We start from the raw sequence: 24,218 nt of genomic DNA, 5'->3' as shown, positions 1-24,218 counted from the left end.
ACATGTAACAAGATTTTTCAGGGGAGCGGGCACCAAGCCATGCAAGCAGCACAGACGGAACGTAAGCGCGCCGAACATTCGGTGGTGGGATATCTGACCGGGGCCATGAGCTTTGCCGTGGCGGCCACGCCGGCCATAGCCGAGACCAAGAAGGATTCAGTGACGGCCACCCTGCCGACCCACACGGTCACCGGCAGCACCGGCTACCAGACCGACGAAGCCTCGGGCGGCAAATTCACCGCGCCGCTGCTCGACACGCCCAAGTCCGTCACGGTGATCCCGGCCGAGGTGCTGCAGGACACCGGCTCCGTCACACTCACCGAAGCGCTGCGCACGGTGCCGGGCATTGCATTTGGCGCGGGCGAAGGCGGCAACCCGGTGGGCGATCGCCCGTTCATCCGCGGCTATGACGCGCAGGCCAGCACCTTCCTCGACGGGCTGCGTGACATCGGTGCGCAATCGCGCGAGATGTTCAACGTGGAATCGGTGGAGGTCATCAAGGGGCCGTCGGGCGCGTATGAAGGGCGCGGCTCGGCGGGTGGGGCGATCAATATCGTCAGCAAAACGCCCAAGCTGGAGCACTTCACGGAAGGCACGGTGTCGGTGGGCAATGCGGCGTACAAGCGCGCCACGGCCGACGGCAACTACCAGATCGGCGAGCACGCCGCCTTCCGCCTGAACGCGATGTATCACGACGCCGGCACACCGGGCCGTGACGTGACGAGCTTCAGCCGCTGGGGCATCGCACCGTCCATCGCGTTTGGGCTGGGCACGCCCACGCGCGCCACGCTGTCGTACTACCACCTGCAATCGAACGACACGCCGGACACGGGTATCCCTTACAACAACGGCACGTTCAACCGCCGCACCGATGGCCGGCCGCAATTGTTCGCACCCGGCGACGGCTCGCCGGTGGATGTCGACCGCAATACCTACTATGGCCTCGGCCGCGACTTCCGCCGTGACCGCGTCGACATGGGCACGCTGTCGCTGGAGCACGATGTGTCGAGCGCGCTGAAGCTGCGCAACACCACGCGCATCGCACGCACCAGCCAGGACTACGTCTGGACGCAGCCGGACGACAGCCAGGGCAACATCTACTACGGCATGGTCTGGCGCCGTGCCAACACGCGTTACTCCGTGGCCAATACCGTCGCCAACCAGACGGAAGCGACCGGCAAGTTCGAGACCGGCGGCTTCAAGCACAGCTATGCGGCGGGCCTGGAGTTCTCGCGCGAGCACAGCAGCAACGACACGTACAACGTCCCCACGGGCAGCAACCGCTGTCCGAACGGGATCGGCGCGGCCGGCGGCTACAACTGCACCAGCCTGTTCAACCCGAACCCGAATGACCCGTGGACGGGCAACATCACGCTGGCCAACAACCCGGCCGAGACCACGGTGCGCACGCAATCGGCCTACGTGTTCGACACCATCGAGCTGTCGCCGCGCTGGCAGATCAACGGCGGCCTGCGCTTCGATCGCTACTCGGCATCGGCCACCACGTCGGCTAATGCGCAAGGCGTGCGCTCCAGCTTCTCGCGTGACGACAACCTGCTGAACTACCAGCTCGGCCTGGTCTTCAAGCCTGCGCAGAACGGCAGCATCTACGTGGCGTATGGCACGTCGTCCACGCCGTCGGGTTCCGTGGCCGGCCAGGGTGCCGATGGCAGCGCGCTCACACCAGACCGCTCGGGCAATCGCGGCGACGTGCTCGCCCCTGAGAAGAACCGCGCCTACGAACTCGGCACCAAGTGGAACGTGCTGGACAACAAGCTGGCGCTGACCGCTGCCATCTTCCGCATTGAAACCACCAACGCGCGCATCGTGCTGCAGGACGGCACCGCCGCCATGGCTGGCAACAAGCGCGTGGACGGTTTCGAGCTGGGCTGGTCGGGCGCGCTCACCAACAAGTGGCAGGTGTTCGGCGGCTACACATACCTGAAGAGCGAGCTGCGCAACAACGGCGGTTCGGGCTCGGCCTTTGGCGCCACCAACGGCACCGAATTCCCCAACACGCCCAAGAGCAGCTTCAGCCTGTGGACCACCTACCAGCCGATGCCGAAGTTCACGCTGGGTGGCGGTGCGTACTACGTCTCGAAGGTCTGGGGCAGCGCCAACCCAGCCAACCCGAAGTGGGTGCCGGCCTACTGGCGCTTTGACGCGATGGCCTCGTACCGCATCGACAAGCACATGAACCTGCAGTTGAACGTGCAGAACCTGTTCGACAAGAAGTACTACAACCAGGCGTATGCATCGCACTACGCATCGCTCGCACCGGGGCGCGCGGCGATCCTGACGCTGGGTATCCGGTACTGATGGCGGCACAAGCGCAAACCACCGCAGCCGATGCTGCGGTGGTGGATGCCATCCACGCCGTGCTGACCGGCCCGGCCGACCGCGCGGCGGATTGGCTAGCCGGCGCCGCCCGTCGCGGCCATACGGAGGCACAGGCCATCCTCGGCCAATGGCTGCTCGATGGCCACGGCGTTGAACGCAATCACACCGAGGCCCTCTTCTGGTTCAAGACCGCCGCGGTATCCGGCCACGCCATGGCCGCCAACATGCTCGGCCGCTGCTACGAGCACGGCTGGGGCGCCCCCGCCTGTGACAAGACCGCCACGCATTGGTATGCCCGCGCGGCAGATGCCGGCCTCGACTGGGGCCAGTACAACTACGCCACCAGCCTGCAGCTCGGGCGCGGTGTACGGCAAGATCGCGCACAAGCCTTCGCCCTCTTCCAGGCAGCCGCTGCGCAAGGACACGCCAAGTCGATCAACGTGGTCGGCGGTTTCTATGAAGACGGCTGGGAAGTCGAGGCCGACCTGGGGATGGCCCTGTACTGCTACCTGCGTGCCGCTGAGGGTGGCGACTTCCGTGGCCAGTTCAATGCGGCACGACTCTTCGCGCTCACCGACCGCGCCGACGAAGCCCGCACGTGGATGCGAGCCGTACCGCGCAGCGCGACACCCGCCTTCCTCGCCAAGGCCCATGACTTTCTTGCCGGCCATCCCGATGCGCGCCTGCGCACGCTGGCCGGCGCACTTGAAACCGAATCGCCATGCTGTTGAAGATTCCCGCCGTCCTCACCAAGGATCAGGTCGCACACTGCCGCGCCATCATCGACACCGCGGAATGGGTGGACGGCAAAGTCACCGCCGGCGCTCAGTCGGGCCAGGTGAAGCACAACATGCAGTTGCCTGAAGGCTCGCCCGCTGCGCGGGAGGTCGGCACCTTCATCCAGGATGCGCTGGCAGCCAACACGCTGTTCTTCTCGGCCGCGCTGCCGCTCAAGGTATTCCCGCCGCTGTTCAACCGCTACGCGGGCGGGCAGACCTTCGGCAACCACGTCGACAACGCCGTGCGCCACCTGCGCGGTACCGACTTCCGCATCCGCAGCGACCTCTCCTGCACGCTGTTCCTGACCGAGCCCGAAAACTACGACGGCGGCGAACTCGTCATCGACGACACCTTTGGCGAGCACCGCGTCAAGCTCGCGGCGGGTGACATGGTGCTCTACCCGAGCAGCAGCCTGCACCGCGTCACACCCGTCACGCGCGGCGCGCGGGTGTGCTCGTTCTTCTGGCTGCAGAGCATGGTGCGCAGTGATGCGCATCGCGCGCTGCTGTTCCAGATGGATACGGAACTGCAGCGGCTGATGGCGGTACTGGGGCAGGAGGACACGTCCGTCATTGCGTTGACGGGGACGTATCACAACCTGTTGCGAGAGTGGGCGGAGGCTTAGTCCGCCAAGTCACGCTCAGGCAAAAAACGCCCGCATCTCCGTCAACAACGCCTCCGGCGCTTCCTCCGGCACATAGTGCCCGCATGGCACGGTACCGCCGCTCACATCCTTGGCCACCGCGCTCCACAGTTCCAGGGGCTTGAAGCACCGCTGGATCACGCCGTGCTCGCCCCACAGCACGCGCAGCGGCACGCTCACACGCTTGCCGGCAGCACGGTCGGCGCGATCGTGTTCGAGGTCGATGGTGGCGGCGGCGCGGTAGTCCTCGCACATGGCGTGCACGCAGGCAGGCTCGCGCATGGCGGCGGCGTAGGTGGCCATCGCTTCCGGGGCAAATGGTTCAAGCCCCGCATGCCGCAGGCCCATCAATTTGCTGATGTAGAAATCCGGCGTGGCATTGATGAGCGTTTCAGGAAACGGCGACGGCTGGATCAGGAAGAACCAGTGCCAGTAGGCGGATGCAAAGGCCATATCGGTGTGCTCGTACATCGCCAGCGTGGGGGCGATGTCGAGCAGCATGGCGCGCTCCACATGTACAGGGTGATCGACACACAGGCGATGCGCCACGCGTGCGCCGCGATCATGTGCGCATAGCCGGAAGCGGCCGAAGCCGAGCGCGCGCATCACTTCCACCTGGTCCTGCGCCATGGTGCGCTTGCTGTATTCGACATGCCTGGCGCTGCCTTCCGGTTTGGACGACGCGCCATAGCCGCGCAAATCCGTGGCGACAACGGTGTAGTCGCGCGCCAGTTCGTGCGCCACCTTGTGCCAGATCACATGGCTTTGCGGATGGCCGTGCAGCAACAGCAGGGGCGGTCCACTGCCGCCAATCACCCCGGCGATCTCCACCCCGTTGACCGCTTGGCGGAACGGGCGAAAACCCGGAAACAGCACGGCATCTGCAGCGGCGGTGGCGGCATCGATGGAAAGCGGCGTGGTCATGCGGGTCTCCAGTGATCGGTCGTGAGGCGACGGGTGAGGAATGCTCCGCATGCTAGCGCACCCCGGGCATGCACGTTGCGGAGATGTCCGCTCCGCCCACCTGACAGGAGTTCATCATGACCACGCTACACGACATGCGCATCGCCATCCTGGTCCACGACCTCTTCGAGCAAGCCGAGCTGGCAAGCCCCAAGCAGGCGCTGGAAGCGGCCGGTGCCACCACCGCCGTCATCGCGCCCAAGGCCGGCAGCGTGACGGGGCTGCATCACGACACCAAGGCCGACAAGTTCAAGGTGGACCTCGTTCTGGACTACGCCCGCGCCGACGACTTCCATGGCCTGGTGCTACCCGGCGGCGTGTTCAACGCCGATGCGCTGCGCATGGTGCCCGCCGCGCAGGCCTTTGTAAAAGCGTTCGAGCAGGCGCAGAAGCCCATCGCCGTGATCTGCCACGGGCCGTGGCTGATGGTCTCTGCCGGGCTGGTGCGCGGGCGCACGTTGACGAGTTGGCCCTCGCTGCAGGACGACATCCGCAACGCCGGCGGCACTTGGGTCGACCAGGAAGTCGCCACCGACCGCAACTGGGTCAGCAGCCGCAAACCCGACGACCTGCCGGCCTTCAACCGCACCTTCATCGAGTTGCTCGCGCAGCACGCGCATGCCTGAGCCCCGGCCGGCAAATCGCGCGCGGCAGAGTGCTGGATCGTTCCTATAATCGAACGACGCCCGTCTGCCCGGAGACGCCATGCCCGCCGCCAAGCACTTGCCGCCCGCGCTGCAACACCTGACGCTGCCCGTGATCGGGTCGCCCATGTTCATCGTGAGCTATCCGGAACTGGTGCTAGCGCAGTGCAAGGCCGGCATCGTCGGCGCGTTTCCGGCGCTCAATGCGCGCCCGGCCGAGGTGCTGGACGACTGGCTCACGCAGATCAACGAGGACCTGGCCGCCCACCGCGCCGCGCATCCGCACGACGTGGTGGGGCCGCTGGCCGTCAATCAGATCGTGCACCACTCCAACGCGCGGCTCGAGCAGGACGTGGCCACCTGCGTCAAGCACAAGGTGCCGATCTTCATCACCTCGCTGCGCGCGCCGGTCAAGGAGATCCTCGATGCCGTGCACAGCTACGGCGGCATCGTGCTGCACGACGTGATCAATCTGCGCCATGCCGAAAAGGCGCTCGAAGCCGGCGTCGACGGGCTGATCCTGGTGGCTGCAGGGGCGGGCGGGCATGCCGGCACGCTGTCGCCGTTTGCCCTGGTGGGCGAGGTGCGCAGCATCTTCGATGGGCCGATCGCGCTGTCGGGCGCCATCGCCACGGGGGATGCCATCCTCGCCGCGCAGGCCATGGGGGCGGACTTCGCCTACATCGGCACGCGCTTCATCGCCAGCCAGGAGGCGCACGCCGCCGAGAGCTACAAGACCGCCATCGTGCGCGCGGCGGCGTCCGACATCATCTACACCAACCTCTTCACGGGCGTGCACGGCAACTACATCCGCGAGAGCATCGAACTGGCCGGCCTGGACCCACAAGCCCTGCCCGAGGCCGACAAGTCGAAGATGAACTTTGGCGACGGCAGCTCCCGCGCCAAGGCGTGGAAAGACATCTGGGGCGCTGGCCAGGGTGTGGGCCAGATTGGCGACCTCCCCCCCGCCGGAGAGATCGTCACACGGCTCAAAGCCGAGTACGATGCCGCCAAGTTGCGCCTCGCCCTACATCTGCGGCTGTAGGCGCATCCGCATGCACCCTACCGCGCACCCCACCGTGCGCACCCCACCGCACTTCGATTGACTTGCGAGGGCGGCACTTCTAAATTCAGAAGAGGCTTAACAACAAGCGTGGCGTCGTGACGGGCGACCGCGCAACCGTATGCGCAAGCATCCTTGGGGGGATGTTCGACAGGCGTCTGGTTTCCTGTTGCCGCGTACCGACAAGATGGAGAACACGATGACGCACTGCCATGCGCCCGTGCGCCCGCTCATGAGGCTGGCGGCTGTGGCGTTGAGCGCGGCGGCCCTGACCCTGACCGGCTGCGCGACCCAGGACCCGAACCCCGCCGCAGCCAACGAACTGCGCCTGCCGCAAGCCGGCGAGGCGCAAGTCCGATCCGCTTATGTGTATGCGTTTCCGTTGATGATGACGGACGCGTTGATGCAGGTCACTTCCGCCATCGCGCCCAATGGCCGCTTCATGCACCAGCGCACGCTGGAAGATGAAGCCCTGCCGGCCGGCGTGCGGGCCCGCGTAGACGTGCTTGCCAGCAGCGCCTTCGTCGATTTGCGCAACGGGCCGGTCGTGCTGAGCCTGCCCGACGTCGGCCGCCGCCACATCTGGGTCGCGGTACACGACGCCTGGACCGATGTGTTCGAATCGCTCGGCAACCGCACCACCGGTGCCCGTGCGGCCAACTACGCCATCACGCCGCCGGGCTGGGAAGGGACGCTGCCGGCGGGCGTCAAACAGATTGCCGCGCCGACCAACCTGGTATGGGTCGTCGCACGCACCCAGGTTGCTGGCCAGCGCGATGAAGTTGCCGCGCGCCGCGTGCAGGATCGCTATCGCATCACGCCGCTCGAAGCATTCGGCAAACCTGGCGCGCGCGAAACGGAAGCCGAAGCGGACAAGGCCAACGACATCGACGTCAGCCTGAATGCAGCGCGCCGCCGCGTAACCGCGCTGGATGCCAACACGTACTTCACGCGCTTTGCCGAGCTGCTCAAGGACAACCCGCCGCACGCGGCGGATTCCACGATGGTGGCATCGCTGCGCAACCTGGGCATCGTGCCGGGTGCGCCGTTTGATGCCAAGGCTGTGGACGCCACCAGCCTCAAGGTCATGGATGCCGGCGTGACTGCCGCACGCGAGACGCTCTCCATGGCGGCCAAGCAGCCGCAGATCACGCAGAATGGCTGGTTCATCCCGCGCATGATTGGCGCGTATGGGCTGGACTACGCGCAACGCGCCATCGTCTCGTGGTCGGGTGGCGGTACGGATGTGCCGCAGGACATGCTGATCGCCACGGCCACGGCGGATGCCAACAGCCTGCCGCTGGACAGCACACATCGCTACGTGCTGCATTTCGACCGCAACCAGCTCCCACCTGAGAACGCTGGCTGGGCTGTGGCCGCCGTGCAGCAACCGCGCCGCACTGTGGAGCGCCCGGGCCTGCGCAACGTCATCAGCGAGGCAGACCACCCACGCCTGAACCGCGATGGCTCGCTCGACATCCTGATCCAGCGCGCGCCGCCCAAGGGCATGCGTAACAACTGGCTGCCGCCGCCCGTGGGGCCCTTCCTGTTGCGCATGCAACTGACGTGGCCGAAGGAAGCTGCGCTGGATGGCACGTGGCTGCCGCCCGCAGTGCAGAAGCGGGATTAGCGAATCCTCACTCGCCGGCCAGGCGCACGGCACGTACCGGCGCCGCCTGCGCTGGCGACTGGGGCGCTTGAGGCTGCCCCTTGCACGCAGCCGTACACAGCACCTTGTCCACACTGGCGAAGAAGCCGTCGTAGATCTCCCGCTGCAGCACGGTCTTCGTGCGCGCGTCGCCGTTGCTGTCCCAGACCGTGCTGTCGAATCGGGCGCGTACGAGCGTTGCCTGGCCACCCGAGCCCGCCTTGACGGCAATGACCGCCGATACGCGTTCGTGATCCGGCTTGGCCGGAAACATGCCGGTGTAGTTCTTGAGCGCACCACGCAGCAGTTGGCGCCACTTCGGCACCAGCGTGTCGCTGCGGCCCGCTTCAACCAGACCGGTTTCGTGGTCGACGGATACCGGCGCGTAACCGAGTTCGGTCAGCGCCTTGGCCACAGCACCCAGTGCACGGTCCTGCGCGGTATTGGCGTAGGTACGATCCCGCATGGTGCGCAGGCTCTGCTGCTCCGTATCGGTCAGATCCACACTCACCTGGCGTGAGCTGTATCGCACCAGCGTGCCGCCGCTGCCGGTCTCCCGCTCGTTCGGCGGTGGCCCCGCGCACGCGACCAGCATCAGGACGATGCCAGCCAGCGCCGCGCATCGGCTGGTTTGACGCGCCCACACGGGCATCCAACAGCCGAACGGCACTGGGCGCCATGCAGCGCGATGCGTCGATGTCTTGAGTAGGCTGGGTAAAGCAATCATCATCTTCCGATCCGGTGTGGCGCCTATGATAGGAAGCCGCTTTCATCGCCACAAACGAGTTTTTTTCCAGAACGCTTTAGCCGTTCTTTGATATTGCGCCATGCGCCGACTCCCTCCTCTCAATGCCTTGCGCAGCTTTGAAGCTGCCGGACGCCTGAACAGCCTGACCCTTGCCGCCGAAGAGTTGAACGTGACGCAAAGCGCGATCGCGCAACAGATCCGCGTGCTGGAAACGTTCTTCGGGCAGAAGCTGTTCGAGCGCGATGGACGATCCCTGCGCCTGACGTTGCGGGCCCGGCACTACCTGGTCGACGTTGCAAGTTGCATCGGGCGCCTGACCGAGGCCACGGAGCAGATGTTCGAGGCGCCCGATCGGCAGCAGATCCGGATCAACACCTCATCGTCGTTCGCCCACGGTTGGTTGCTTCCGCAACTGGTGCACTTCCATGCGCAGCACCCGGGTATCGACATTGAACTGGTGTCCACGCCCGACACCGACGTGGAGCGCATCGATGAATCGAGCGACGTGGTCATTCGCCGCTACACGCCGGAGTTGCGGCGCCGGGGGTTCGTGTCGAAGCCGCTGGTAGCCAACGCGGCGGTGCCGATTTGCGCGCCGCATCATCCAGCGTTGGCTGCGGTACGCACACCGGCTGACTTGCGTCATGCGCCGCTGCTGCATTACGCCGGCTTGCCGCAGGCGTGGCAGTACTGGTTTCACCAGGCCGGCGTTTCGATTGGTGAGACCCTGCGTGGGCCGTTCTACGACGAATTTGCCTTGCTGGTGAAAGCCGCGATGAGTGGCCTGGGGGTCTGCCTGGCCCCACGGGCGGTGATTCAGGACGACGTCGACCACGGGCGGCTCGTCATGCTGTTTCCGGAGGTCAAGCTCGAGGGACCGCCGTTTCACTGCCTGCATCGGGATGCCGCAGATGACCTGCCACTCAACACCTTCCTTGCATGGCTATTCGAGCGTGCCGGCAAAGCACACAACCCCGCGTAGCCCGTACGGCGCTCGCCTCAGTTGCCGAGGCGAAGCGCCTTCGTTCAAGCGATGGTGGACGGCACAGACCGTGGCCGCGCGATACGTTGGCGGAGCATGCGGTTGAGCGGCTCGGCGTAGTACCGGGCAATGCCCGCTGCCAGCAACAATGAAAGCAGCATGAACACCGCCAGCAGCACGAGCTTCTCGTCGCCGGCAACGCTTGCACGCGGGAACCCCGTCTTGAGCACCGCCAGCGGGATCAGGTGGAACAGGTACAGCTCGTAGCTGTTCTTGCCGCACCACGCCACCATTGCACCCAAGCGGTTGAAGCGCAGCTCATCACTGGGCGCTGAACGCTGCACCGGCCACAACAGGGCGGCCGTACCCAGCGCCATCGCCGTCACACCCAGGACGTTGCTCTGCGCGATCGGCCACCACAGATAGAGAAACGTCATCAAGGCCACGACTGCGCCCTGCACAAACCAGGTCGACATGCCAGCCAAGACGAACCGTCTAGACAGAACGGCAGCGCCGCAGCCAATGGCAATCCCGTCGAAGCTGGCGAAGTACGCATACAGAAATCCAGCCTCATCGCCTTGATGGGTCAGCCGGTACAGCGGGCCAACCGCAATGATTGCCGCCCAGAACAGGCACAGCAGCGACTCACGCCGAAGCACGAGACACAGCAGCGGGAAGGTGAGGTAGAACACCTCTTCCACCGAGAGCGACCACAAGACGCCCAACGGATAGTTGATCCATCCGACCCGGCTGATCAGCAGATTCATGGTGAAGGTCAGGCTTGCCAGGTTGACGTGCCATAGCGGGACGGGCTCACCCGTCGCGGCATGGTTCTGGAAGATCGCAACACCACTCAGCGCGAGCACGTTCACGATCAACAACAGCAACAGCAGGCACGGCACGATGCGCGCGATGCGCAGCCCATAGAACGCCCACGCGTCGATACGGCTGAGCTGGCCCCAGCGGCGCAAGGCGTTCGAGGTGATCAGGTAACCCGAAACCACGAAGAACAGGGTCACCCCGTAGTTGCCGTTGCGGGCCACGGCCTGCACAAGCTCCGACCCGAAAGCCGCAGCGAGCGACGTATCGCTCAAGCGATAGGCGATGTTGAAGTGATGGAACAGGACAAGCAGGATGGCGACCCCGCGGATCACATCGATGCGCCTGTTGCGCATGTCGATACGCATGGCCGGCCTATCGTGTGGCGCCATCGACCAACGACGGCAGCTCGGCCAGCAGCGCATCGCGTGTGCGCATGCCGGCGGGCGCCGGTTGCGCCTGCGCGTCCTGGGTCAGGCGCGCAAACACCAGCGTGCGCGACCCCTTCGTTGCCCAGCCGACGAACCAGCCGTAAGCGTGCGCGCGGTCGTAGTGGCCTTCATGCGTGATCGGTGCTCCCGGAGAGCCCGTCCCCGTCTTGCCATGAATCGTCCACCCATCCGGGCGCGCGGCGATTTCCGTCACGCGCCAGGTCATGTCCAGGGCAGTGGCACTCACCGGAAGCGTACGGTTGGCAACCTTGCGCAGGAAGGCCACCTGCTCCAGCGGCGATATCTGCAACGACGAGTTGATCCACGCGCCAGCGGTGCCGTTGTGCTTACCCGGCTCACCAGACACATCTCGGTTCCCGTAGTCGAACACGTCGGCGTAGTGCTGAAAGCGGGTGTCGCCAAGCGACTGCGCCACCCGCTGCGAGAACCAGACCACCGAGTACTGGATCCAACGCGCCGGGTCCGTGGGCTGCCGCCAAGCGTCACCGCCCCACGCGACATCGCCGTCGTGGTACGCCAGCGTGGGCGTATGTTCATCCTTGAGGATGCCGGCGTCGAACCCCATCAGGCTGAGCGCAATCTTGAAGGTAGACGCCGGTGTCACGCGCGTGGCGCAATCACCGTTCTGCACCAGTACCTTGCCCGACGCCGCATCTGCGACGACGGTGCAGAGGGTTTCGGCGTGAGCTGTTGGGCTCACCACGTTGGCGGCCAGAATGGCTGCCGCGACACACCAGCGTTTCATGTTCTTCTCTCTTGAGGATGCCTCGATCCGCGTGCCGATTTCGGCAAGAAGGAGGCAGGGTTGAAAGGCCAGACTGCAGGCGAACACCGACCGGCCGGCCGCATGCAATCAGCCAGACAGGAAAGCAAACACAGGAAACAACGCGATGCGCGCCGACTGTTCAGTCAGGCGCCGCGCAGGATGCGAATCAAGACATGGTGGGTACCGTCACCGCGCGATGCCCATTGAGCAAGACCATCGTGATGCTGGTGCCGGCAGAACGGATCTGCATGATCAGGCAGCGGCCGGCCTCATCGGTAAAGCCTGTTTTGGAGAGCTGGATATCCCAGCCGCGCGCGCCCACCAGCGGATTGGTGTTGCGGTACTCAACCGGCTGGCCGTTGATCTGCACGGTCTCGCGCGTGTAGGTCGTATCGCGGCGGATTTCCGGGTAGTCGGCCGCAGCCTTGGCAAGCGTGGCGATATCGCTGGCCGTCGACCGGTTGTGCGGCGACAGACCGGTCGGCTCATTCAAGGCTGTGTGCTGCAGCCCCAGCGCGGCAATCTTGGCCTGCAGCGCGCGCTGGAATGCCGGCATACCACCGGGATACGTCCGCGCCAATGCAAAGGCAGCCCGGTTATCCGACGACATCAGCGCAAGCTGCATGACATCGCGCAGCGGCAAGCGCGTCCCGATCGGCACCCCCGCACGACGCAGCTCCGGTGTGCCGGCGTCGGCTGGGGCAATCTGCACGATACGGTCCAGGTCGGGCTGTGCATCCAGCACCACCATCGCGGTCATCAGCTTGGTCAACGATGCAATCGGAACCATGCGATCGGCATCTTTCCGGAGCAGCACCTTGCCGCTGTCGTCCTCCACCACGTACACGTGTTGGGATTGGATCAGGCCGGCTAGCGCCTCGACCTTACCGATGGCCGATGCGTGGGCGAGCACATGCCGCGCATCGTCCGATACGGACTGGATCTCGCGAGCGACAGCCCGGTCGAGGTAGCGCGGCACCACGGCTGCCGACACCAGCAACGCAATGCCGAGCGTGGCAGTGAAGCCCACCGACGCCCATCCCGCAGGCTGCGGCTGCGGCCTGACCAGCCGGCGAATGCGCTCGGACAGCACACCGCCGCGTGCCGACAGTGCCGCGCCTGCCGGGGTGGTCTCCACGGTCTGCAGCAGGCTCAGTTGATTGAGCGCCAGTGCCAGATGCCGCGCGTTGCCCGTCAGGCTCGCGGCAAGTTCATCGGCAATCAGCTCCCGCTCCACTCGGATACGCCCTGACAACCACCACACGCCGGGGTGATAGAAGAGCAGGGCCTCGATCGCCCGCTGCAGGAGGTTGACGAGATAGTCGAAACGCCGGATGTGGGCGATCTCGTGTGCCAGCAGCGCTTCGATCAGGTCCGGCGGCATCTGCGTCAACAACGAAGCGGGCACCAGCACGATCGGGCGCCACCAACCGGCAGTGACCGGACTGGACAAGCACGGCACGACCCGAAGCCGGACCGGGCGGCGCACGCCACAACGCTGCGCAAGCGCCGACACACAGGCCTGCCACGCATCGTTGGTGCAGGCTTGCGTGGCATGCGCGAGCCGGTGCACCCATGCCAGCCCCACGACCACACGCACCGTCATGAGGCCGACGCCAAGCAGCCAGGCCACCACGACCCAAAGCATGGGGGCTTCCGACAAGGCAGGCACTGCGGCCTGCTGCAGCCAAACGGGTACGGCTTGCGCCGGGTCGATGACGACGGAGGCCGCCGTCATCGCGGTGAATTCTCGATAGCCGTCGATGAGGGGAACCAGCACGCACAGGGCCAAAGCCGCGCAGAGCACGATGTACCGGATCTGCGGTCGGCTGCCGCGCGTCAGCCGCAGGAACAGCGCAGCAGCCAGGCTCAGCAGTGTGCCCTTCCAGAGAAAGTGCAGCAGTGCCCAGCCCAGCGCCTGAACCACGATGGCAGGCGTTGTGCTCACAGGTCGTCCCCGCGCAGCAACGCTTCGATCTCGGCGCGCTCTTCCTTGGTCACATGTCCGCGCAGCGCTGCCAGGACAAGCGCCTTGCCGGAACCATCAAACGCCTTGTTGATGAACTCCTTCAGCAGACCGCTCTGCAGAACGTTCTGGCGCTGCGCCGGCGCATACACATGCGAGCGCTCGCGCTCGTCGCGCATCAACATCCCTTTGCCATGCATGATCTGCAACTGGCGCAGCACTGCGGCATAGGTTGTTTCCGGCTTCTCGACCTGCACCGCCTGATGCACTTGCTTGACCGTGGCCGGCCCCAGTTGCCACAACACGCGCAGGAGGTTCAGCTCAGCAGCGGTGGGCTTGATGCGGGATGAGGTCTTGGTCATGGCTACACGTCGGCTGTACTGGAGATCGACATGTAGACTATCTTGTCTAGAAAATCTTGTCTAGAAAATTATGTCTACTTGCTGAGCGGCCTCGTCGCCCGGCTGGCGCATGCGGAAGGCACGATCAAAGACGAAGGCGGTCGCCACCCCTCCAAATTCCAGTTTACTGGATGAAAATTTCCATTAAACTGACCCCCATGGACATCCACCAACGCATCGCCCACCGCCTGCGTGAACTGCGCGACGCGCAAGGGCTCTCGCTCGACGCCCTGGCCGAACGCAGCCAGGTCAGCCGCTCGGCCATCTCCCTGATCGAGCGCGGCCAAAGCAGCCCGACCGCCGCCGTGCTCGACCGGCTCAGCTCTGCGCTGGGCGTGACGCTCGCCTCGCTGTTCGAAGAGGGCGCGGCGCCGGCCGCCGAGCCCTCACCCGTGGCGCGCGCGGCCGACCAGCTGGAATGGACGGACCCCAGCTCAGGCTATGTACGCCGCAACCTCTCACCGGCCGCCCGCTCGCCTATCCAGCTCGTGGAGGTGCACTTTCCGCCCGGCCAGCGCGTGGCCTACGACACCAGCGTGCGTGATGCCGAGATCTACCAGCAGGTGTGGATCGTGGAAGGCACGATGGAAATGACCGTGGGCGACGTGCATTGGCGCCTGAGCGCGGGCGATTGCCTGGCAATGCAACTGGATCGCCCGATCGTCTTTCACAACCCGACGCAGCGGCCGGCGCGCTATCTGGTGGCGCTCACCACCGTGTCACCTGTTGGCTGGAGACCGAAATGACCGACACCGTGATCGTGCGCCGCGTGGGTGCCAATGAAGCGCGCACCTGCGTCGATGCGCTGGCCGATGTGCTGGTCGATTGCGTGGAAGGCGGCGCGTCGGTCAGCTTCATGCAACCGTTGTCGCATGACAAGGCGCAGGCGTTCTGGCGCAACGTGGCCGAAGGGGTCGCGCGCAACGAACGCGCCTTGCTGATTGCTGAAGACGCGCACGGCACCGTCCTGGGCACCGTGCAGTTGATTCTGGCACAGCCCGAAAATCAGCCGCACCGGGCAGACGTGGCGAAGATGCTTGTGCACCGCCGCGCCCGTCGGCAAGGCATTGCGCAGCAATTGATGGCGGCGATTGATGACATCGCACGTGCCGAAGGCAAGACGGTGCTGGTGCTCGACACCGTCACCGGCGGCGATGCCGAGCGGCTGTACGCACGCGCCGGCTGGCAGCGCGTGGGCACCGTGCCCAACTACGCGTTGATGCCCGACGGCGCGCCGTGCGGGACGACGTTCTTCTGTAAGCAGTTCAACGTCGCCAACTAGCGTCGCCGCTTGACCACTCAAATCGTCAGCGTGCCGCGGCCGATCTCGATCACGCGGCCGCCCACGTGGATGGTGCCGTCCGCATCGACCTTCAGCGTCAGGTAGCACGGCCGCCCCACCGCGGCGCCCTGCTCGATGCGGTAGCTTGCCGGCAACGTGTGCTCAGTCGCACGCAGCCAGCCGCCCAGGTTGGCACAGGCCGAACCGGTGCCCGGGTCTTCCCACAGGCCCGTGCCGTATTCGAAGAAGAAGCGCGACACCACCGGGTCATTGCTGCCGGCGCCGTTGCCAAATGCCGGCATGGTGAACACGTAGGCGTTGCGCCCATCATTGCGGCTGCGCGGCCAGGCGTCGAACGCAGCGGGATCGGGGCGAGCGCGCTCCACATCGGCACGCGTCTTGACCGGCACCATCAGTTGCTCGATCCCCGCATCGACCCACAACGGCGGGCCCGCCAATGCATCCGTGTCCAGCCCGAGCATCTTCGCAATGGCCGGATCGGCTTCGCGCGTATTCAGCGCACCCGAGCGCGGCGGCACCAATGACCACCCTTCATCCTGCGCCGTGAGCGACACGATGCCCGACTGGCAGCGCAGCGTCAGCTCATTGCCCGGGCCGTACAGCTCGCGCACCACCTGCGCGGTCCCCAGCGACGGGTGGCCGGCAAACGGCATCTCGTAATCGGGCGTGAAGATGCGGAAGCGCGCCGTGGCACCGTCCGTGTCATCCGGAAAAATGAAGGTGATCTCGGACAGGTTGAACTGGCGTCCGATGGCCTGCATGGTGGCATCGTCCAAGCCGCGCCCGTCTTCAAAGACGGCGAGCTGGTTGCCGCCAAAGGTGGATTCAGCAAAGACGTTGAGCAGACGGTAGGCGTAGCGCGACATGGCAGTGTCCGGTGTGTGAAAAGGAAAAAAGCGGTGTGGCGATGCGTCATCATCAACGCACCGCCACACCGCCTCCATGCACACTTACGGACAGTTCGCGCGAATCCGGCCTGACAGTTGGCGGACAGCGCGATTGTGCGCAGTTACTTGCGATAGTCGTACACACCGCGACCGGTCTTGCGGCCCAGGTAGCCGGCGGCCACCATTTCGCGCATCAGCATGGCCGGGCGGTATTTGGGGTCGGCAAACTCGGTGTACAGCACTTCCATCACGGCCAGCATGGTGTCCAGGCCGATCATGTCGGCCAGCGCCAGCGGCCCGATCGGGTGGTTGCAGCCGAGCTTCATGCCCTCGTCAATCTCTTCCGGCGAGGCCAGGCCTTCGCCCAGCACGCAGAACGCCTCGTTGATCATCGGGCACAGGATGCGGTTGACCACAAAGCCCGGGCTGTTCTTGACGGTGATCGGCGTCTTGCCGAGTTGCTTGGCCAGCGCCTCGACATCGGCGTGCGTGGCATCGCTCGTCTGCAGGCCACGAATGACTTCCACCAGCGCCATCATCGGCACCGGGTTGAAGAAGTGCATGCCGATGAAGCGGCTGGCGTCTTGTAGCACGGCGGCCAGCTTGGTGATCGAGATCGATGACGTGTTGGACGCGACGATGGCGTGCGGCGCGGCCACCGCTTCCAACTGCTTGAGGATCTTGACCTTCAGGTCGAAGTTCTCGGTGGCGGCTTCGATCACGAGGTCGGCGCGCTTGAGGTCGTCATAGCTGGTCGAGCCCTGGATGCGTGCCAGCGCGGCGGCCTTGTCGGCTTCGGTTGCCTTCTCTTTCTTGATCAGGCGGTCCAGGCTGCCCGCCACGGTGGCGATGCCCTTCTGCACGGCGGCATCGCTGATGTCCACCATCACCACGTCCAGCCCAACCACGGCGCACGCTTGCGCAATGCCGTTGCCCATTGTTCCGGCACCGACGATGCCGACCACTTGAATTGCCATGAACTGCTCCTCGCTTGGTATTGGAATAAGAATGAAACAGATTGCAGAGGATAAACGACACGGCGATGCGCCGAAAAGCCCGCCGACGGGAACATCACATTCCACGGTATCGCCGTATGATGGCTGCCGTCGCGCCACCCTTTCACCCCGGGCGCCAGGACGCTGGAAATGGACCGTTTTCTCAGTATTGAAGCCTTCGTGCGCGTGGCCGAAACGCGCAGCTTTGCCGAGGCCGCACGCCAGCTGGGCGTGACCAACTCGGTGGTCACCAACCGCGTGCAGCAACTGGAGCGCTTTATCGAGGCGCCGCTGTTCCACCGCAGCACACGGCATGTGCGGCTGTCCGAAGTGGGTGAAACCTACTACAAGCGCTGCGCCGAAGCCGTCTGCATGCTGACGGACCTGACCGACCAAATGCGCGGCCTGCGCGCCACACCGGCCGGCAAACTGCGCATCCGCATGCTGCCTGGCTACGCGCTGAGCCACTTTGCCGCGCCGCTGGCCCGGTTTGGTGCGCAGTACCCCGACATCCAGCTCGACGTGGTGGTGGACGACAGCGTGGTCGACCCGATTGCCGAGGGGTTCGACGTGGCGTTCCAGATCTTCCCGCCCGTCAACGATTCGCTGATCGAGCGGCGCCTGTTCACGCTGCGGCGCATGTTCTGCGCAACGCCCACATACGTTGAGGAATACGGCCTGCCGCAGCAACCGGCTGACCTGCTGCAGCATTCACTCGCGCTGTACTCCGGCTATCCGACCCGCAAGCGCTGGGTGTTCTCGCGCAATGGCGAGGTGAGCGCCGAACTTGACCTGCCCGAGCAAGTGCGCTCCAACTCCGTGCACCTGCTGCGCGACTACGCGCTCACTAGTGCCGGCATTGCCTGCCTACCCACGCTGGTTGTGAGCGACGACCTGGTCGCTGGCAGGCTCGTGCCGGTGCTGGCGGAGTACGACCTCGCGCCGCTGCATTTTTCTGCGGTCTATCCCGCAACGCAGCGACAGGCCGTCAAGGTGTGCGCGCTGATCGACTGCCTGACCAACCACCACGCAGGAGAACTGGCCTGGGACGTGCCCCTGCTCGAGCGCGGCTGGGTTCGCTAGGGGCCGGTGCGCCGGTTCCAGCGGCCGGCGCGGGTCAGGTTAGTCGCGCAATATTTCGCGAAGCAGCACGGATTGTTCGTCAATCGCAAAAACTGCACTCGCCATTTCTGACGTTGTGCACGGAGCGTAACTTCCTATGATGGATGGGCCGCCGATTGCCGTGGGTTCCGCACGGCGCGCGCATGACACCCATGCGACAACCACACGGCGGCACTCTCTCATTTGCATCACGCCCCCAAGGGATACGGCCATGACGAACCCCAAGCTGGAAGTCCTCACCCCGCAGAACTGTCAACTGATCTTCATCGACCACCAGCCGCAAATGGCCTTCGGCGTGCAGTCGATGGACCGACAAGCCCTGAAGAACAACACCGTCGGTCTAGCCAAGGCTGCGAAGATCTTCAACATCCCCACTACCATCACTACCGTCGAGTCGGAAAGCTTCTCCGGCTACACCTATCCCGAATTGCTCGACGTGTTTCCGGGCAAGGAACTGCTCGAACGCACCTCGATGAACTCGTGGGACGACCAGAAGGTGCGTGACGCCCTGGCCAAGAACAACCGCAAGAAGGTGGTCGTCGCTGGCCTGTGGACGGAGGTGTGCAACTGCACCTTCGCGCTGTCGGCCATGCACGATGCCGACTACGAGATCTACATGGTGGCCGACGCCTCGGGCGGCACCTCCAAGGAAGCGCACGACTACGCCATGCAGCGCATGGTGCAGGCCGGTGTGGTGCCGGTGACGTGGCAACAGGTGCTGCTGGAATGGCAGCGTGACTGGGCACACCGCGATACGTATGACGCCGTGATGAAGCTGGTGAAGGAACACTCCGGCGCCTACGGCATGGGCGTGGACTACGCCTACACGATGGTGCACAAGGCACCGCAGCGCACCGCCACGCCGCATGAGGCGCTGGCGGCTGTGCCTGCCCGCTGATCGCGCTGCCACCCAAGCCGTATCCCTGCCCTCGGGCGACGCCTGTGCAGCAACGCTGCTGTTGCACGCGCCGCCCGCTTCGCCATCACGCACACATCCATTCCCATCATGCAAACGATCACGACTCAAGACGGTACGCGCATCTTCTACAAGGATTGGGGCACCGGCAAACCGGTGGTCTTCTCGCACGGCTGGCCGCTCAACGCCGACGCCTGGGACGCACAGATGCTGTTTCTCGTGCAGAAGGGCTTTCGCGTCATCGCCCATGACCGGCGCGGCCACGGCCGCTCCGACCAGCCGTCGCAAGGCAACAACATGGATACCTACGCCGACGATCTGGCGGCGCTGCTGGATGCGCTCGACATCCAGGGCGCCACGCTGGTCGGCCACTCCACCGGTGGCGGCGAGGTCGCGCATTACATCGGCCGACACGGCACCAAGCGCGTCGCCCGCGCCGTACTGATCGGCGCCGTGCCGCCCATCATGCTCAAGACGGCTGCCAACCCGAAGGGCTTGCCGATGGAGGTGTTCGACGGCATCCGCAAAGGTGTGGCCGACAACCGCTCGCAGTTCTATCGCGATCTCGCCACGCCGTTCTTCGGCTTCAACCGGCCGGATGCCAAGGTCTCGCAAGGCACCATCGATGCCTTCTGGGCGCAGGGCATGACCGGTGGCATCCACGGCCAGTACTTGTGCATCAAGGAGTTCTCCGAGGTCGACTACACCGAAGACCTGAAGAAGATCGATGTGCCGGTGCTATTCCTGCACGGCGACGATGACCAGATCGTGCCGATCGACGATTCGGCCAAGCTGGGTGTGGAGCTGGTGAAAAACGGCACGCTGAAGGTCTATCCGGGCGGCTCGCACGGCATGTGCGTGACCGAGGCAGACAAGGTCAACGCCGACCTGCTGGCGTTCCTGTCGTCCTAAACTGGGTGAGCCGGTGTGCGGCATCGCGCGTGCACCGGCCCCGACGACTCCGACAACCGCCCGACTGGAGGCCTCATGAAGCCCTATCTCATCTCGATTGGCGTCGGCATGCTGGTCGGCGTCATCTATGCGTTGCTGCACGTGCGCTCGCCTGCGCCGCCCGCGATTGCGCTGGTCGGGCTGCTCGGCATGCTGATCGGTGAGCAGATCGTGCCGACCACGCAGCGCCTGCTGGCCGGTGAGCCGATCACGATGGCGTGGTTCCGCCACGAGTGCGTGCCCAAGATCACGGGGGCACCGCCCAAGGCACCGGAGGCCGATGTGGCGGCGGCCGCGGATCGCACACCGCCCAATCCAACGTAACTGAACAGAGGCGACTGCCATGACACGCCTTTCGCTCGAATCCACCAACGCCACGGCACCGGCCGACACCGCGCCGAATGTTGCCCTTCATGCTGGCCTGCTGTTCCTGCGCATCACCGGCAGCGCGCTGCTCATTGCCGTGCACGGCCTGCCCAAGGTGCTGCACTACAGCCAGGAACTCACACGCATTGAAGACCCGTTCCACATGGGCGCCGCACCTACCTTGCTGCTGGCAATCCTCTCGGAAACGGTGTGCCCGCTGCTGATTGCGCTGGGCGTGCTGACCCGCCTGGCGTGCCTGCCCATCGTCGCCACGTTGCTGGTGGCGATGCTGGTGGTGCATCCGGACTGGTCACTTGCCGATGGACAGTTCGGGTGGATGTTGCTGATCATCTTCACGACGATCCTCATTGCCGGCCCCGGACGTTTCTCGATCTTTCCTAAATACTGACGCCATGACTGCCGACCTCATCCTGCACAACGGCCGCATCCACACGGTCGACCGTGAACGCCCCTCCGCCAGCGCCGTTGCCGTGCGCGACGGGCGCTTTGTTGCCGTGGGCGACGACGCCACCGTGATGGCACAGCGCGGCGCCACCACCCAGGTGATCGACCTGCGCGGGCGCACCGTCATTCCCGGCCTGAACGATTCGCACCTGCACCTGATCCGGGGCGGGCTGAACTACAACCTGGAGCTGCGCTGGGAAGGCGTGCCGTCTCTGGCCGATGCGATGCGCATGCTCAAGGAACAGGCCGCGCGCACGCCATCGCCGCAATGGGTACGCGTGGTGGGTGGCTGGACAGAGTTCCAGTTTGCCGAGCGCCGCATGCCCACGTTGGAAGAGCTGAACCAGGCCGCGCCCGACACGCCGGTGTTCGTGCTGCACCTGTATGACCGCGCGCTGCTCAACCGCGCCGCGCTGCACCAGGTCGGCTACACCAAGGACACGCCGAACCCGCCCGGCGGCGAGATCCAGCGTGACGCCAGTGGTGAGCCCACCGGCATGCTGATCGCCAAGCCCAACGCGATGATCCTGTATTCCACGCTGGCAAAGGGGCCGAAGCTGCCGCCGGAATACCAAGTCAACTCAACGCGCCAGTTCATGCGCGAGCTAAACCGCCTGGGCGTGACCAGCGCCATCGACGCAGGCGGCGGCTTCCAGAACTATCCGGAAGACTACGAAATCATCCGCGAGCTATCGGCACAGAACCAGCTCACCATCCGCATCGCCTACAACCTCTTCACGCAGAAGCCGAAGGAAGAGCTGGCCGACTTCAAGAACTGGACCGGTAGCGTGCAATACCGCCAGGGCGATGACTTCTTCCGCCACAACGGTGCGGGCGAAATGCTGGTCTTCTCCGCCGCAGACTTTGAAGACTTCCTGCAACCGCGCCCCGACCTGCCCGAGACGATGGAGCAGGAGTTGGAAACCGTCGTGCGCCACCTCGTCGCGCAGCGCTGGCCATTCCGCCTGCACGCCACGTACGACGAATCGATCTCGCGCATGCTCGACGTGTTCGAGCGCGTGAACCGCGACATTCCGTTCAACGGGCTGCCGTGGTTCTTCGACCATGCGGAGACGATTTCACCGAAGAACATCGAACGCGTGCGCGCACTCGGCGGCGGTATCGCCATCCAGGATCGCATGGCCTTCCAGGGCGAGTACTTTGTCGACCGTTACGGCGCAGCCGCTGCGGAACAAACGCCGCCCATCAAGCGCATGCTGGCCGAAGGCGTGCCCGTGGGCGCCGGCACCGATGCCACGCGCGTGTCAAGCTACAACCCGTGGACCTCGCTGTACTGGCTGTCGAGCGGGCGCACCGTGGGCGGCATGGCGCTGTATCCCGAAGGGTTGCCGCGCGAAGTTGCACTGGAGCTGTACACGCATGGCAGCGCATGGTTCTCGGCAGACCAGGGCAACAAGGGGCAGATCAAGGTGGGGCAGTTGGCCGATCTGGCAGCGTTGTCGGCGGATTTCTTCAGCGTGCCTGAGGCCGACATCAAGACCATCGAATCGGTGCTGACGGTGGTGGGGGGGCGCATCGTCTACGGCGCGGCAGAGTTCACCGAATTCGGCCCGCCGCCGATTCCGGTGTTGCCGGAGTGGTCGCCCGTGTCGCGCGTGCCGGGGCACTGGCGGCCGGCTGCGCCGTTGCAGCAGCAGGTGCACCACTGCGCTGGTGCATGCACGGTGCATGGCCATTCGCATCAGAAGGCGCGCACGGCCAACGTACCGACCACCGACTTCCGCGGTTTCTGGGGCGCCTTCGGGTGTTCGTGCTTTGCCTTCTGAAGCCGCGGTGTCTCCGGCGGCTGCATCACCGTCAGCGCGTTTCTTGATCGCGCAGGGCAGCCTGCTGGCGTTCGTGGCGGGCTATATCGACGTGGTCGGCTTCGCAGCGCTGTTCGGGCTGTTCACGGCGCACGTCACGGGCAACTTCGTGATGATCGGGCTGGAGTTGGCGGGCTCCGGTCAAGGTGTGCTCGCCAAGCTGCTGGCGCTGCCGATGTTTGTGCTGGCCGTGGCTGCAACCAAGTTGGCGGTGGCGGCGCTCACGCGGCGCGGCGTGGCGCCACTGCGACCGCTGTTGTTGGCGCAGGCGGTGCTGTTGCTGGCATTCATGGTGGCGGGGTTGCTGGCGTTGCCGATTCAATCGGCCGATGCACCGGCCACCATCATCGTCGGGCTGATCGGCGTGGCGGCGATGGGGGTGCAGAACGCCAAGGCGCGCATTGTTTTGTCGGAGCATGCGCCAACGACCATCATGACGGGCAACACCACGCAGATCGTGATTGATGTGGTGGAGTTGTTGTCGCTTGGCAGCACGCAGAAGGAAGCAGCGCGTACGCGGTTGCGGAAGATGGTGCCACCGCTGTGTGGGTTCGCCATCGGCGCGGTGTTGGGGGCGTTGGCGTTTTCGGTTTTTTCGTTTTGGTGTGTGGTGCCGCCGGTGTTGATTTTGCTGGGGCTGGCGGTGGTGCAACGGTAGATGGACTGTCGGGGTTTTGTTTTTGATCTTGGTGGTCCACTCCCCTTTCGTTCCCTGCCGGGACCGACTCACTTTTCTTTGTCTTGCCAAAGAAAAGTAAGCAAAAGAAAGGCGCGCCCGAGATGGCGAACCCTTCCTTGAATTTTCGTAACCGTGCGGAGACGGGGAAAACTCGCTGCGCTCAAACAGTTCCCCGTCTTTTTTCCGCCCGCTTACAAAAATTCAAGGCGCCATCAAGGGCTCAACGTCAAAAGAAAAGGCCAACCCATCGTGAGGTTGGCCTTGTCGTTTGGGGCTGGCGCCCAGAGGGTTTGGCCTTTGACTTTCCCTGCCCTATGCGGCGCCTTGAATTTGTGTTGCAAGGAGGAAAAAGAGAGGAGGCTGTCTGAGCGTAGCGAGTTTGCCTCCTCTCCCTCCTTGCGACAGAAATTCAAGGAATCTGTCGCCGCATCGGGCGCGCCTTTCTTTGCTTACTTTTCTTTGGCAAGACAAAGAGGGCCTGTCCGAGATTTTG

Annotated in this window: 24 protein-coding genes; 16 read left to right on the top strand and 8 right to left on the bottom strand. The window is 64.9% G+C overall.

What is annotated here, in order from left to right; translation table 11 throughout:
- Window positions 1-39: 39 nt before the first annotated feature.
- From PI87_RS19570 to PI87_RS19560, 3 genes are read left to right on the top strand one after another with little or no spacing between them, the layout of a single operon-like run.
- The gene (locus tag PI87_RS19570; protein ID WP_039599403.1) at window positions 40-2,319 is read left to right on the top strand and encodes a TonB-dependent receptor; all 2,280 of its coding nucleotides are present in this window, start codon (window positions 40-42) and stop codon (window positions 2,317-2,319) included.
- A complete protein-coding gene (locus tag PI87_RS19565) occupies window positions 2,319-3,071 on the top strand; it encodes a tetratricopeptide repeat protein (protein WP_039599402.1) in 753 nt (250 codons plus the stop codon). Before PI87_RS19570 ends, PI87_RS19565 begins: the two co-directional genes overlap by 1 nt.
- Window positions 3,062-3,745, top strand: a complete 684-nt coding sequence (locus PI87_RS19560; RefSeq protein ID WP_039599401.1) for a Fe2+-dependent dioxygenase — start codon at window positions 3,062-3,064, stop codon at window positions 3,743-3,745. Before PI87_RS19565 ends, PI87_RS19560 begins: the two co-directional genes overlap by 10 nt.
- A 15-nt stretch (window positions 3,746-3,760) precedes the next feature.
- Here the strand turns inward: PI87_RS19560 and PI87_RS19555 are convergent, their stop codons facing one another.
- Complete coding sequence (locus tag PI87_RS19555; RefSeq protein WP_039599400.1) at window positions 3,761-4,687, bottom strand: alpha/beta fold hydrolase; 927 nt, start codon at window positions 4,685-4,687, stop codon at window positions 3,761-3,763.
- A 116-nt stretch (window positions 4,688-4,803) separates the two neighbouring features.
- Between PI87_RS19555 and PI87_RS19550 the strand changes: the two genes are divergently transcribed.
- The 3 genes from PI87_RS19550 to PI87_RS19540 all read left to right on the top strand — a co-directional run bounded on the left by PI87_RS19550 (window position 4,804) and on the right by PI87_RS19540 (window position 8,063).
- Window positions 4,804-5,352: a type 1 glutamine amidotransferase domain-containing protein gene (locus PI87_RS19550; RefSeq protein ID WP_039599399.1), complete on the top strand. Its 549-nt coding sequence runs from the start codon at window positions 4,804-4,806 to the stop codon at window positions 5,350-5,352.
- A 79-nt stretch (window positions 5,353-5,431) separates the two neighbouring features.
- Window positions 5,432-6,415, top strand: a complete 984-nt coding sequence (locus tag PI87_RS19545) for an NAD(P)H-dependent flavin oxidoreductase (RefSeq protein ID WP_039599398.1) — start codon at window positions 5,432-5,434, stop codon at window positions 6,413-6,415.
- A gap of 217 nt (window positions 6,416-6,632) precedes the next feature.
- Window positions 6,633-8,063 carry a DUF1254 domain-containing protein gene (locus tag PI87_RS19540; protein ID WP_039599397.1) on the top strand — a complete coding sequence of 477 codons (1,431 nt, stop codon included), beginning with the start codon at window positions 6,633-6,635 and terminating at the stop codon, window positions 8,061-8,063.
- Window positions 8,064-8,070: 7 nt separating this feature from the next.
- On the opposite strand, the gene PI87_RS19535 is transcribed toward PI87_RS19540, so the two are convergent.
- Window positions 8,071-8,811, bottom strand: a complete 741-nt coding sequence (locus tag PI87_RS19535) for a hypothetical protein (RefSeq protein WP_198139588.1) — start codon at window positions 8,809-8,811, stop codon at window positions 8,071-8,073.
- Window positions 8,812-8,908: 97 nt separating this feature from the next.
- Between PI87_RS19535 and PI87_RS19530 the strand changes: the two genes are divergently transcribed.
- Entirely contained in the window at window positions 8,909-9,811 is a 903-nt protein-coding gene (locus tag PI87_RS19530) for a LysR substrate-binding domain-containing protein (protein WP_039599396.1), read from the top strand.
- Between the two features lie 44 nt (window positions 9,812-9,855).
- On the opposite strand, the gene PI87_RS19525 is transcribed toward PI87_RS19530, so the two are convergent.
- The 4 genes from PI87_RS19525 to PI87_RS19505 form a co-directional block, all read right to left on the bottom strand.
- A complete protein-coding gene (locus PI87_RS19525) occupies window positions 9,856-10,998 on the bottom strand; it encodes an acyltransferase family protein (protein ID WP_039599395.1) in 1,143 nt (380 codons plus the stop codon).
- Window positions 10,999-11,005: 7 nt separating this feature from the next.
- Entirely contained in the window at window positions 11,006-11,827 is an 822-nt protein-coding gene (gene blaOXA / locus PI87_RS19520; protein ID WP_039599394.1) for a class D beta-lactamase, read from the bottom strand.
- A 187-nt stretch (window positions 11,828-12,014) separates the two neighbouring features.
- Window positions 12,015-13,796, bottom strand: a complete 1,782-nt coding sequence (locus PI87_RS28175; RefSeq protein ID WP_052321632.1) for a M56 family metallopeptidase — start codon at window positions 13,794-13,796, stop codon at window positions 12,015-12,017.
- Entirely contained in the window at window positions 13,793-14,176 is a 384-nt protein-coding gene (locus PI87_RS19505; protein ID WP_039599393.1) for a BlaI/MecI/CopY family transcriptional regulator, read from the bottom strand. The genes PI87_RS28175 and PI87_RS19505 overlap by 4 nt, the downstream gene beginning before the upstream one ends.
- Window positions 14,177-14,373: 197 nt before the next feature.
- Here PI87_RS19505 and PI87_RS19500 point away from each other — a divergent pair, with 197 nt between their 5' ends.
- Window positions 14,374-14,961, top strand: coding sequence for a helix-turn-helix domain-containing protein (locus PI87_RS19500; RefSeq protein WP_039599392.1), 588 nt, complete (start codon window positions 14,374-14,376; stop codon window positions 14,959-14,961).
- Window positions 14,958-15,497 (top strand): GNAT family N-acetyltransferase, encoded by a 540-nt coding sequence (locus PI87_RS19495; RefSeq protein ID WP_039599391.1) that lies wholly within the window; start codon window positions 14,958-14,960, stop codon window positions 15,495-15,497. Before PI87_RS19500 ends, PI87_RS19495 begins: the two co-directional genes overlap by 4 nt.
- A gap of 17 nt (window positions 15,498-15,514) precedes the next feature.
- On the opposite strand, the gene PI87_RS19490 is transcribed toward PI87_RS19495, so the two are convergent.
- Entirely contained in the window at window positions 15,515-16,384 is an 870-nt protein-coding gene (locus PI87_RS19490; protein ID WP_039599390.1) for a PhzF family phenazine biosynthesis protein, read from the bottom strand.
- Between the two features lie 143 nt (window positions 16,385-16,527).
- Window positions 16,528-17,382 carry a 3-hydroxybutyryl-CoA dehydrogenase gene (locus tag PI87_RS19485; protein ID WP_039599389.1) on the bottom strand — a complete coding sequence of 285 codons (855 nt, stop codon included), beginning with the start codon at window positions 17,380-17,382 and terminating at the stop codon, window positions 16,528-16,530.
- 168 nt (window positions 17,383-17,550) lie between these two features.
- On the opposite strand from PI87_RS19485, the gene PI87_RS19480 reads away from it, so the two are divergent.
- The 7 genes from PI87_RS19480 to PI87_RS19450 all read left to right on the top strand — a co-directional run bounded on the left by PI87_RS19480 (window position 17,551) and on the right by PI87_RS19450 (window position 23,704).
- A complete protein-coding gene (locus PI87_RS19480) occupies window positions 17,551-18,483 on the top strand; it encodes a LysR family transcriptional regulator (protein WP_039599388.1) in 933 nt (310 codons plus the stop codon).
- 250 nt (window positions 18,484-18,733) lie between these two features.
- Window positions 18,734-19,420 carry a hydrolase gene (locus PI87_RS19475; protein WP_021196188.1) on the top strand — a complete coding sequence of 229 codons (687 nt, stop codon included), beginning with the start codon at window positions 18,734-18,736 and terminating at the stop codon, window positions 19,418-19,420.
- A gap of 108 nt (window positions 19,421-19,528) precedes the next feature.
- On the top strand, window positions 19,529-20,350 hold the full coding sequence (locus PI87_RS19470) for an alpha/beta fold hydrolase (RefSeq protein WP_039599387.1): 822 nt from the start codon (window positions 19,529-19,531) through the stop codon (window positions 20,348-20,350).
- Between the two features lie 75 nt (window positions 20,351-20,425).
- Window positions 20,426-20,713: a XapX domain-containing protein gene (locus PI87_RS19465; protein WP_039599386.1), complete on the top strand. Its 288-nt coding sequence runs from the start codon at window positions 20,426-20,428 to the stop codon at window positions 20,711-20,713.
- Window positions 20,714-20,732: 19 nt separating this feature from the next.
- On the top strand, window positions 20,733-21,164 hold the full coding sequence (locus PI87_RS19460) for a DoxX family protein (RefSeq protein ID WP_039599385.1): 432 nt from the start codon (window positions 20,733-20,735) through the stop codon (window positions 21,162-21,164).
- A 4-nt stretch (window positions 21,165-21,168) separates the two neighbouring features.
- On the top strand, window positions 21,169-23,007 hold the full coding sequence (locus PI87_RS19455; protein ID WP_039599384.1) for an amidohydrolase: 1,839 nt from the start codon (window positions 21,169-21,171) through the stop codon (window positions 23,005-23,007).
- Complete coding sequence (locus tag PI87_RS19450; RefSeq protein ID WP_039599383.1) at window positions 22,997-23,704, top strand: YoaK family protein; 708 nt, start codon at window positions 22,997-22,999, stop codon at window positions 23,702-23,704. The genes PI87_RS19455 and PI87_RS19450 overlap by 11 nt, the downstream gene beginning before the upstream one ends.
- The last annotated feature ends 514 nt before the right edge of the window (window positions 23,705-24,218 follow it).

Source organism: Ralstonia sp. A12 (assembly GCF_000801955.1).
In the GTDB taxonomy this organism is placed as follows: Bacteria; Pseudomonadota; Gammaproteobacteria; order Burkholderiales; family Burkholderiaceae; genus Ralstonia.
The sequence above is the reverse complement of the archived record's forward strand: the minus strand, read 5'-3'. Positions and strand labels throughout refer to the sequence as shown.

Excerpts from the sequence above, each read along its gene's own strand:
- PI87_RS19485 (WP_039599389.1), bottom strand. The coding sequence starts at position 17,382 with ATGGCAATTCAAGTGGTCGGCATCGTCGGTGCCGGAACAATGGGCAAC.
- PI87_RS19545 (WP_039599398.1), top strand. The coding sequence starts at position 5,432 with ATGCCCGCCGCCAAGCACTTGCCGCCCGCGCTGCAACACCTGACGCTG.
- PI87_RS19550 (WP_039599399.1), top strand. The coding sequence starts at position 4,804 with ATGACCACGCTACACGACATGCGCATCGCCATCCTGGTCCACGACCTC.
- PI87_RS19460 (WP_039599385.1), top strand. The coding sequence starts at position 20,733 with ATGACACGCCTTTCGCTCGAATCCACCAACGCCACGGCACCGGCCGAC.
- PI87_RS19525 (WP_039599395.1), bottom strand. The coding sequence starts at position 10,998 with ATGCGTATCGACATGCGCAACAGGCGCATCGATGTGATCCGCGGGGTC.
- PI87_RS19555 (WP_039599400.1), bottom strand. The coding sequence starts at position 4,687 with ATGACCACGCCGCTTTCCATCGATGCCGCCACCGCCGCTGCAGATGCC.
- PI87_RS19455 (WP_039599384.1), top strand. The coding sequence starts at position 21,169 with ATGACTGCCGACCTCATCCTGCACAACGGCCGCATCCACACGGTCGAC.
- blaOXA (WP_039599394.1), bottom strand. The coding sequence starts at position 11,827 with ATGAAACGCTGGTGTGTCGCGGCAGCCATTCTGGCCGCCAACGTGGTG.
- PI87_RS19465 (WP_039599386.1), top strand. The coding sequence starts at position 20,426 with ATGAAGCCCTATCTCATCTCGATTGGCGTCGGCATGCTGGTCGGCGTC.
- PI87_RS19565 (WP_039599402.1), top strand. The coding sequence starts at position 2,319 with ATGGCGGCACAAGCGCAAACCACCGCAGCCGATGCTGCGGTGGTGGAT.
- PI87_RS19570 (WP_039599403.1), top strand. The coding sequence starts at position 40 with ATGCAAGCAGCACAGACGGAACGTAAGCGCGCCGAACATTCGGTGGTG.
- PI87_RS19560 (WP_039599401.1), top strand. The coding sequence starts at position 3,062 with ATGCTGTTGAAGATTCCCGCCGTCCTCACCAAGGATCAGGTCGCACAC.
- PI87_RS19530 (WP_039599396.1), top strand. The coding sequence starts at position 8,909 with ATGCGCCGACTCCCTCCTCTCAATGCCTTGCGCAGCTTTGAAGCTGCC.
- PI87_RS19535 (WP_198139588.1), bottom strand. The coding sequence starts at position 8,811 with ATGATGATTGCTTTACCCAGCCTACTCAAGACATCGACGCATCGCGCT.
- PI87_RS19500 (WP_039599392.1), top strand. The coding sequence starts at position 14,374 with ATGGACATCCACCAACGCATCGCCCACCGCCTGCGTGAACTGCGCGAC.
- PI87_RS19540 (WP_039599397.1), top strand. The coding sequence starts at position 6,633 with ATGACGCACTGCCATGCGCCCGTGCGCCCGCTCATGAGGCTGGCGGCT.
- PI87_RS19495 (WP_039599391.1), top strand. The coding sequence starts at position 14,958 with ATGACCGACACCGTGATCGTGCGCCGCGTGGGTGCCAATGAAGCGCGC.
- PI87_RS19475 (WP_021196188.1), top strand. The coding sequence starts at position 18,734 with ATGACGAACCCCAAGCTGGAAGTCCTCACCCCGCAGAACTGTCAACTG.
- PI87_RS19470 (WP_039599387.1), top strand. The coding sequence starts at position 19,529 with ATGCAAACGATCACGACTCAAGACGGTACGCGCATCTTCTACAAGGAT.
- PI87_RS19505 (WP_039599393.1), bottom strand. The coding sequence starts at position 14,176 with ATGACCAAGACCTCATCCCGCATCAAGCCCACCGCTGCTGAGCTGAAC.
- PI87_RS19480 (WP_039599388.1), top strand. The coding sequence starts at position 17,551 with ATGGACCGTTTTCTCAGTATTGAAGCCTTCGTGCGCGTGGCCGAAACG.
- PI87_RS19490 (WP_039599390.1), bottom strand. The coding sequence starts at position 16,384 with ATGTCGCGCTACGCCTACCGTCTGCTCAACGTCTTTGCTGAATCCACC.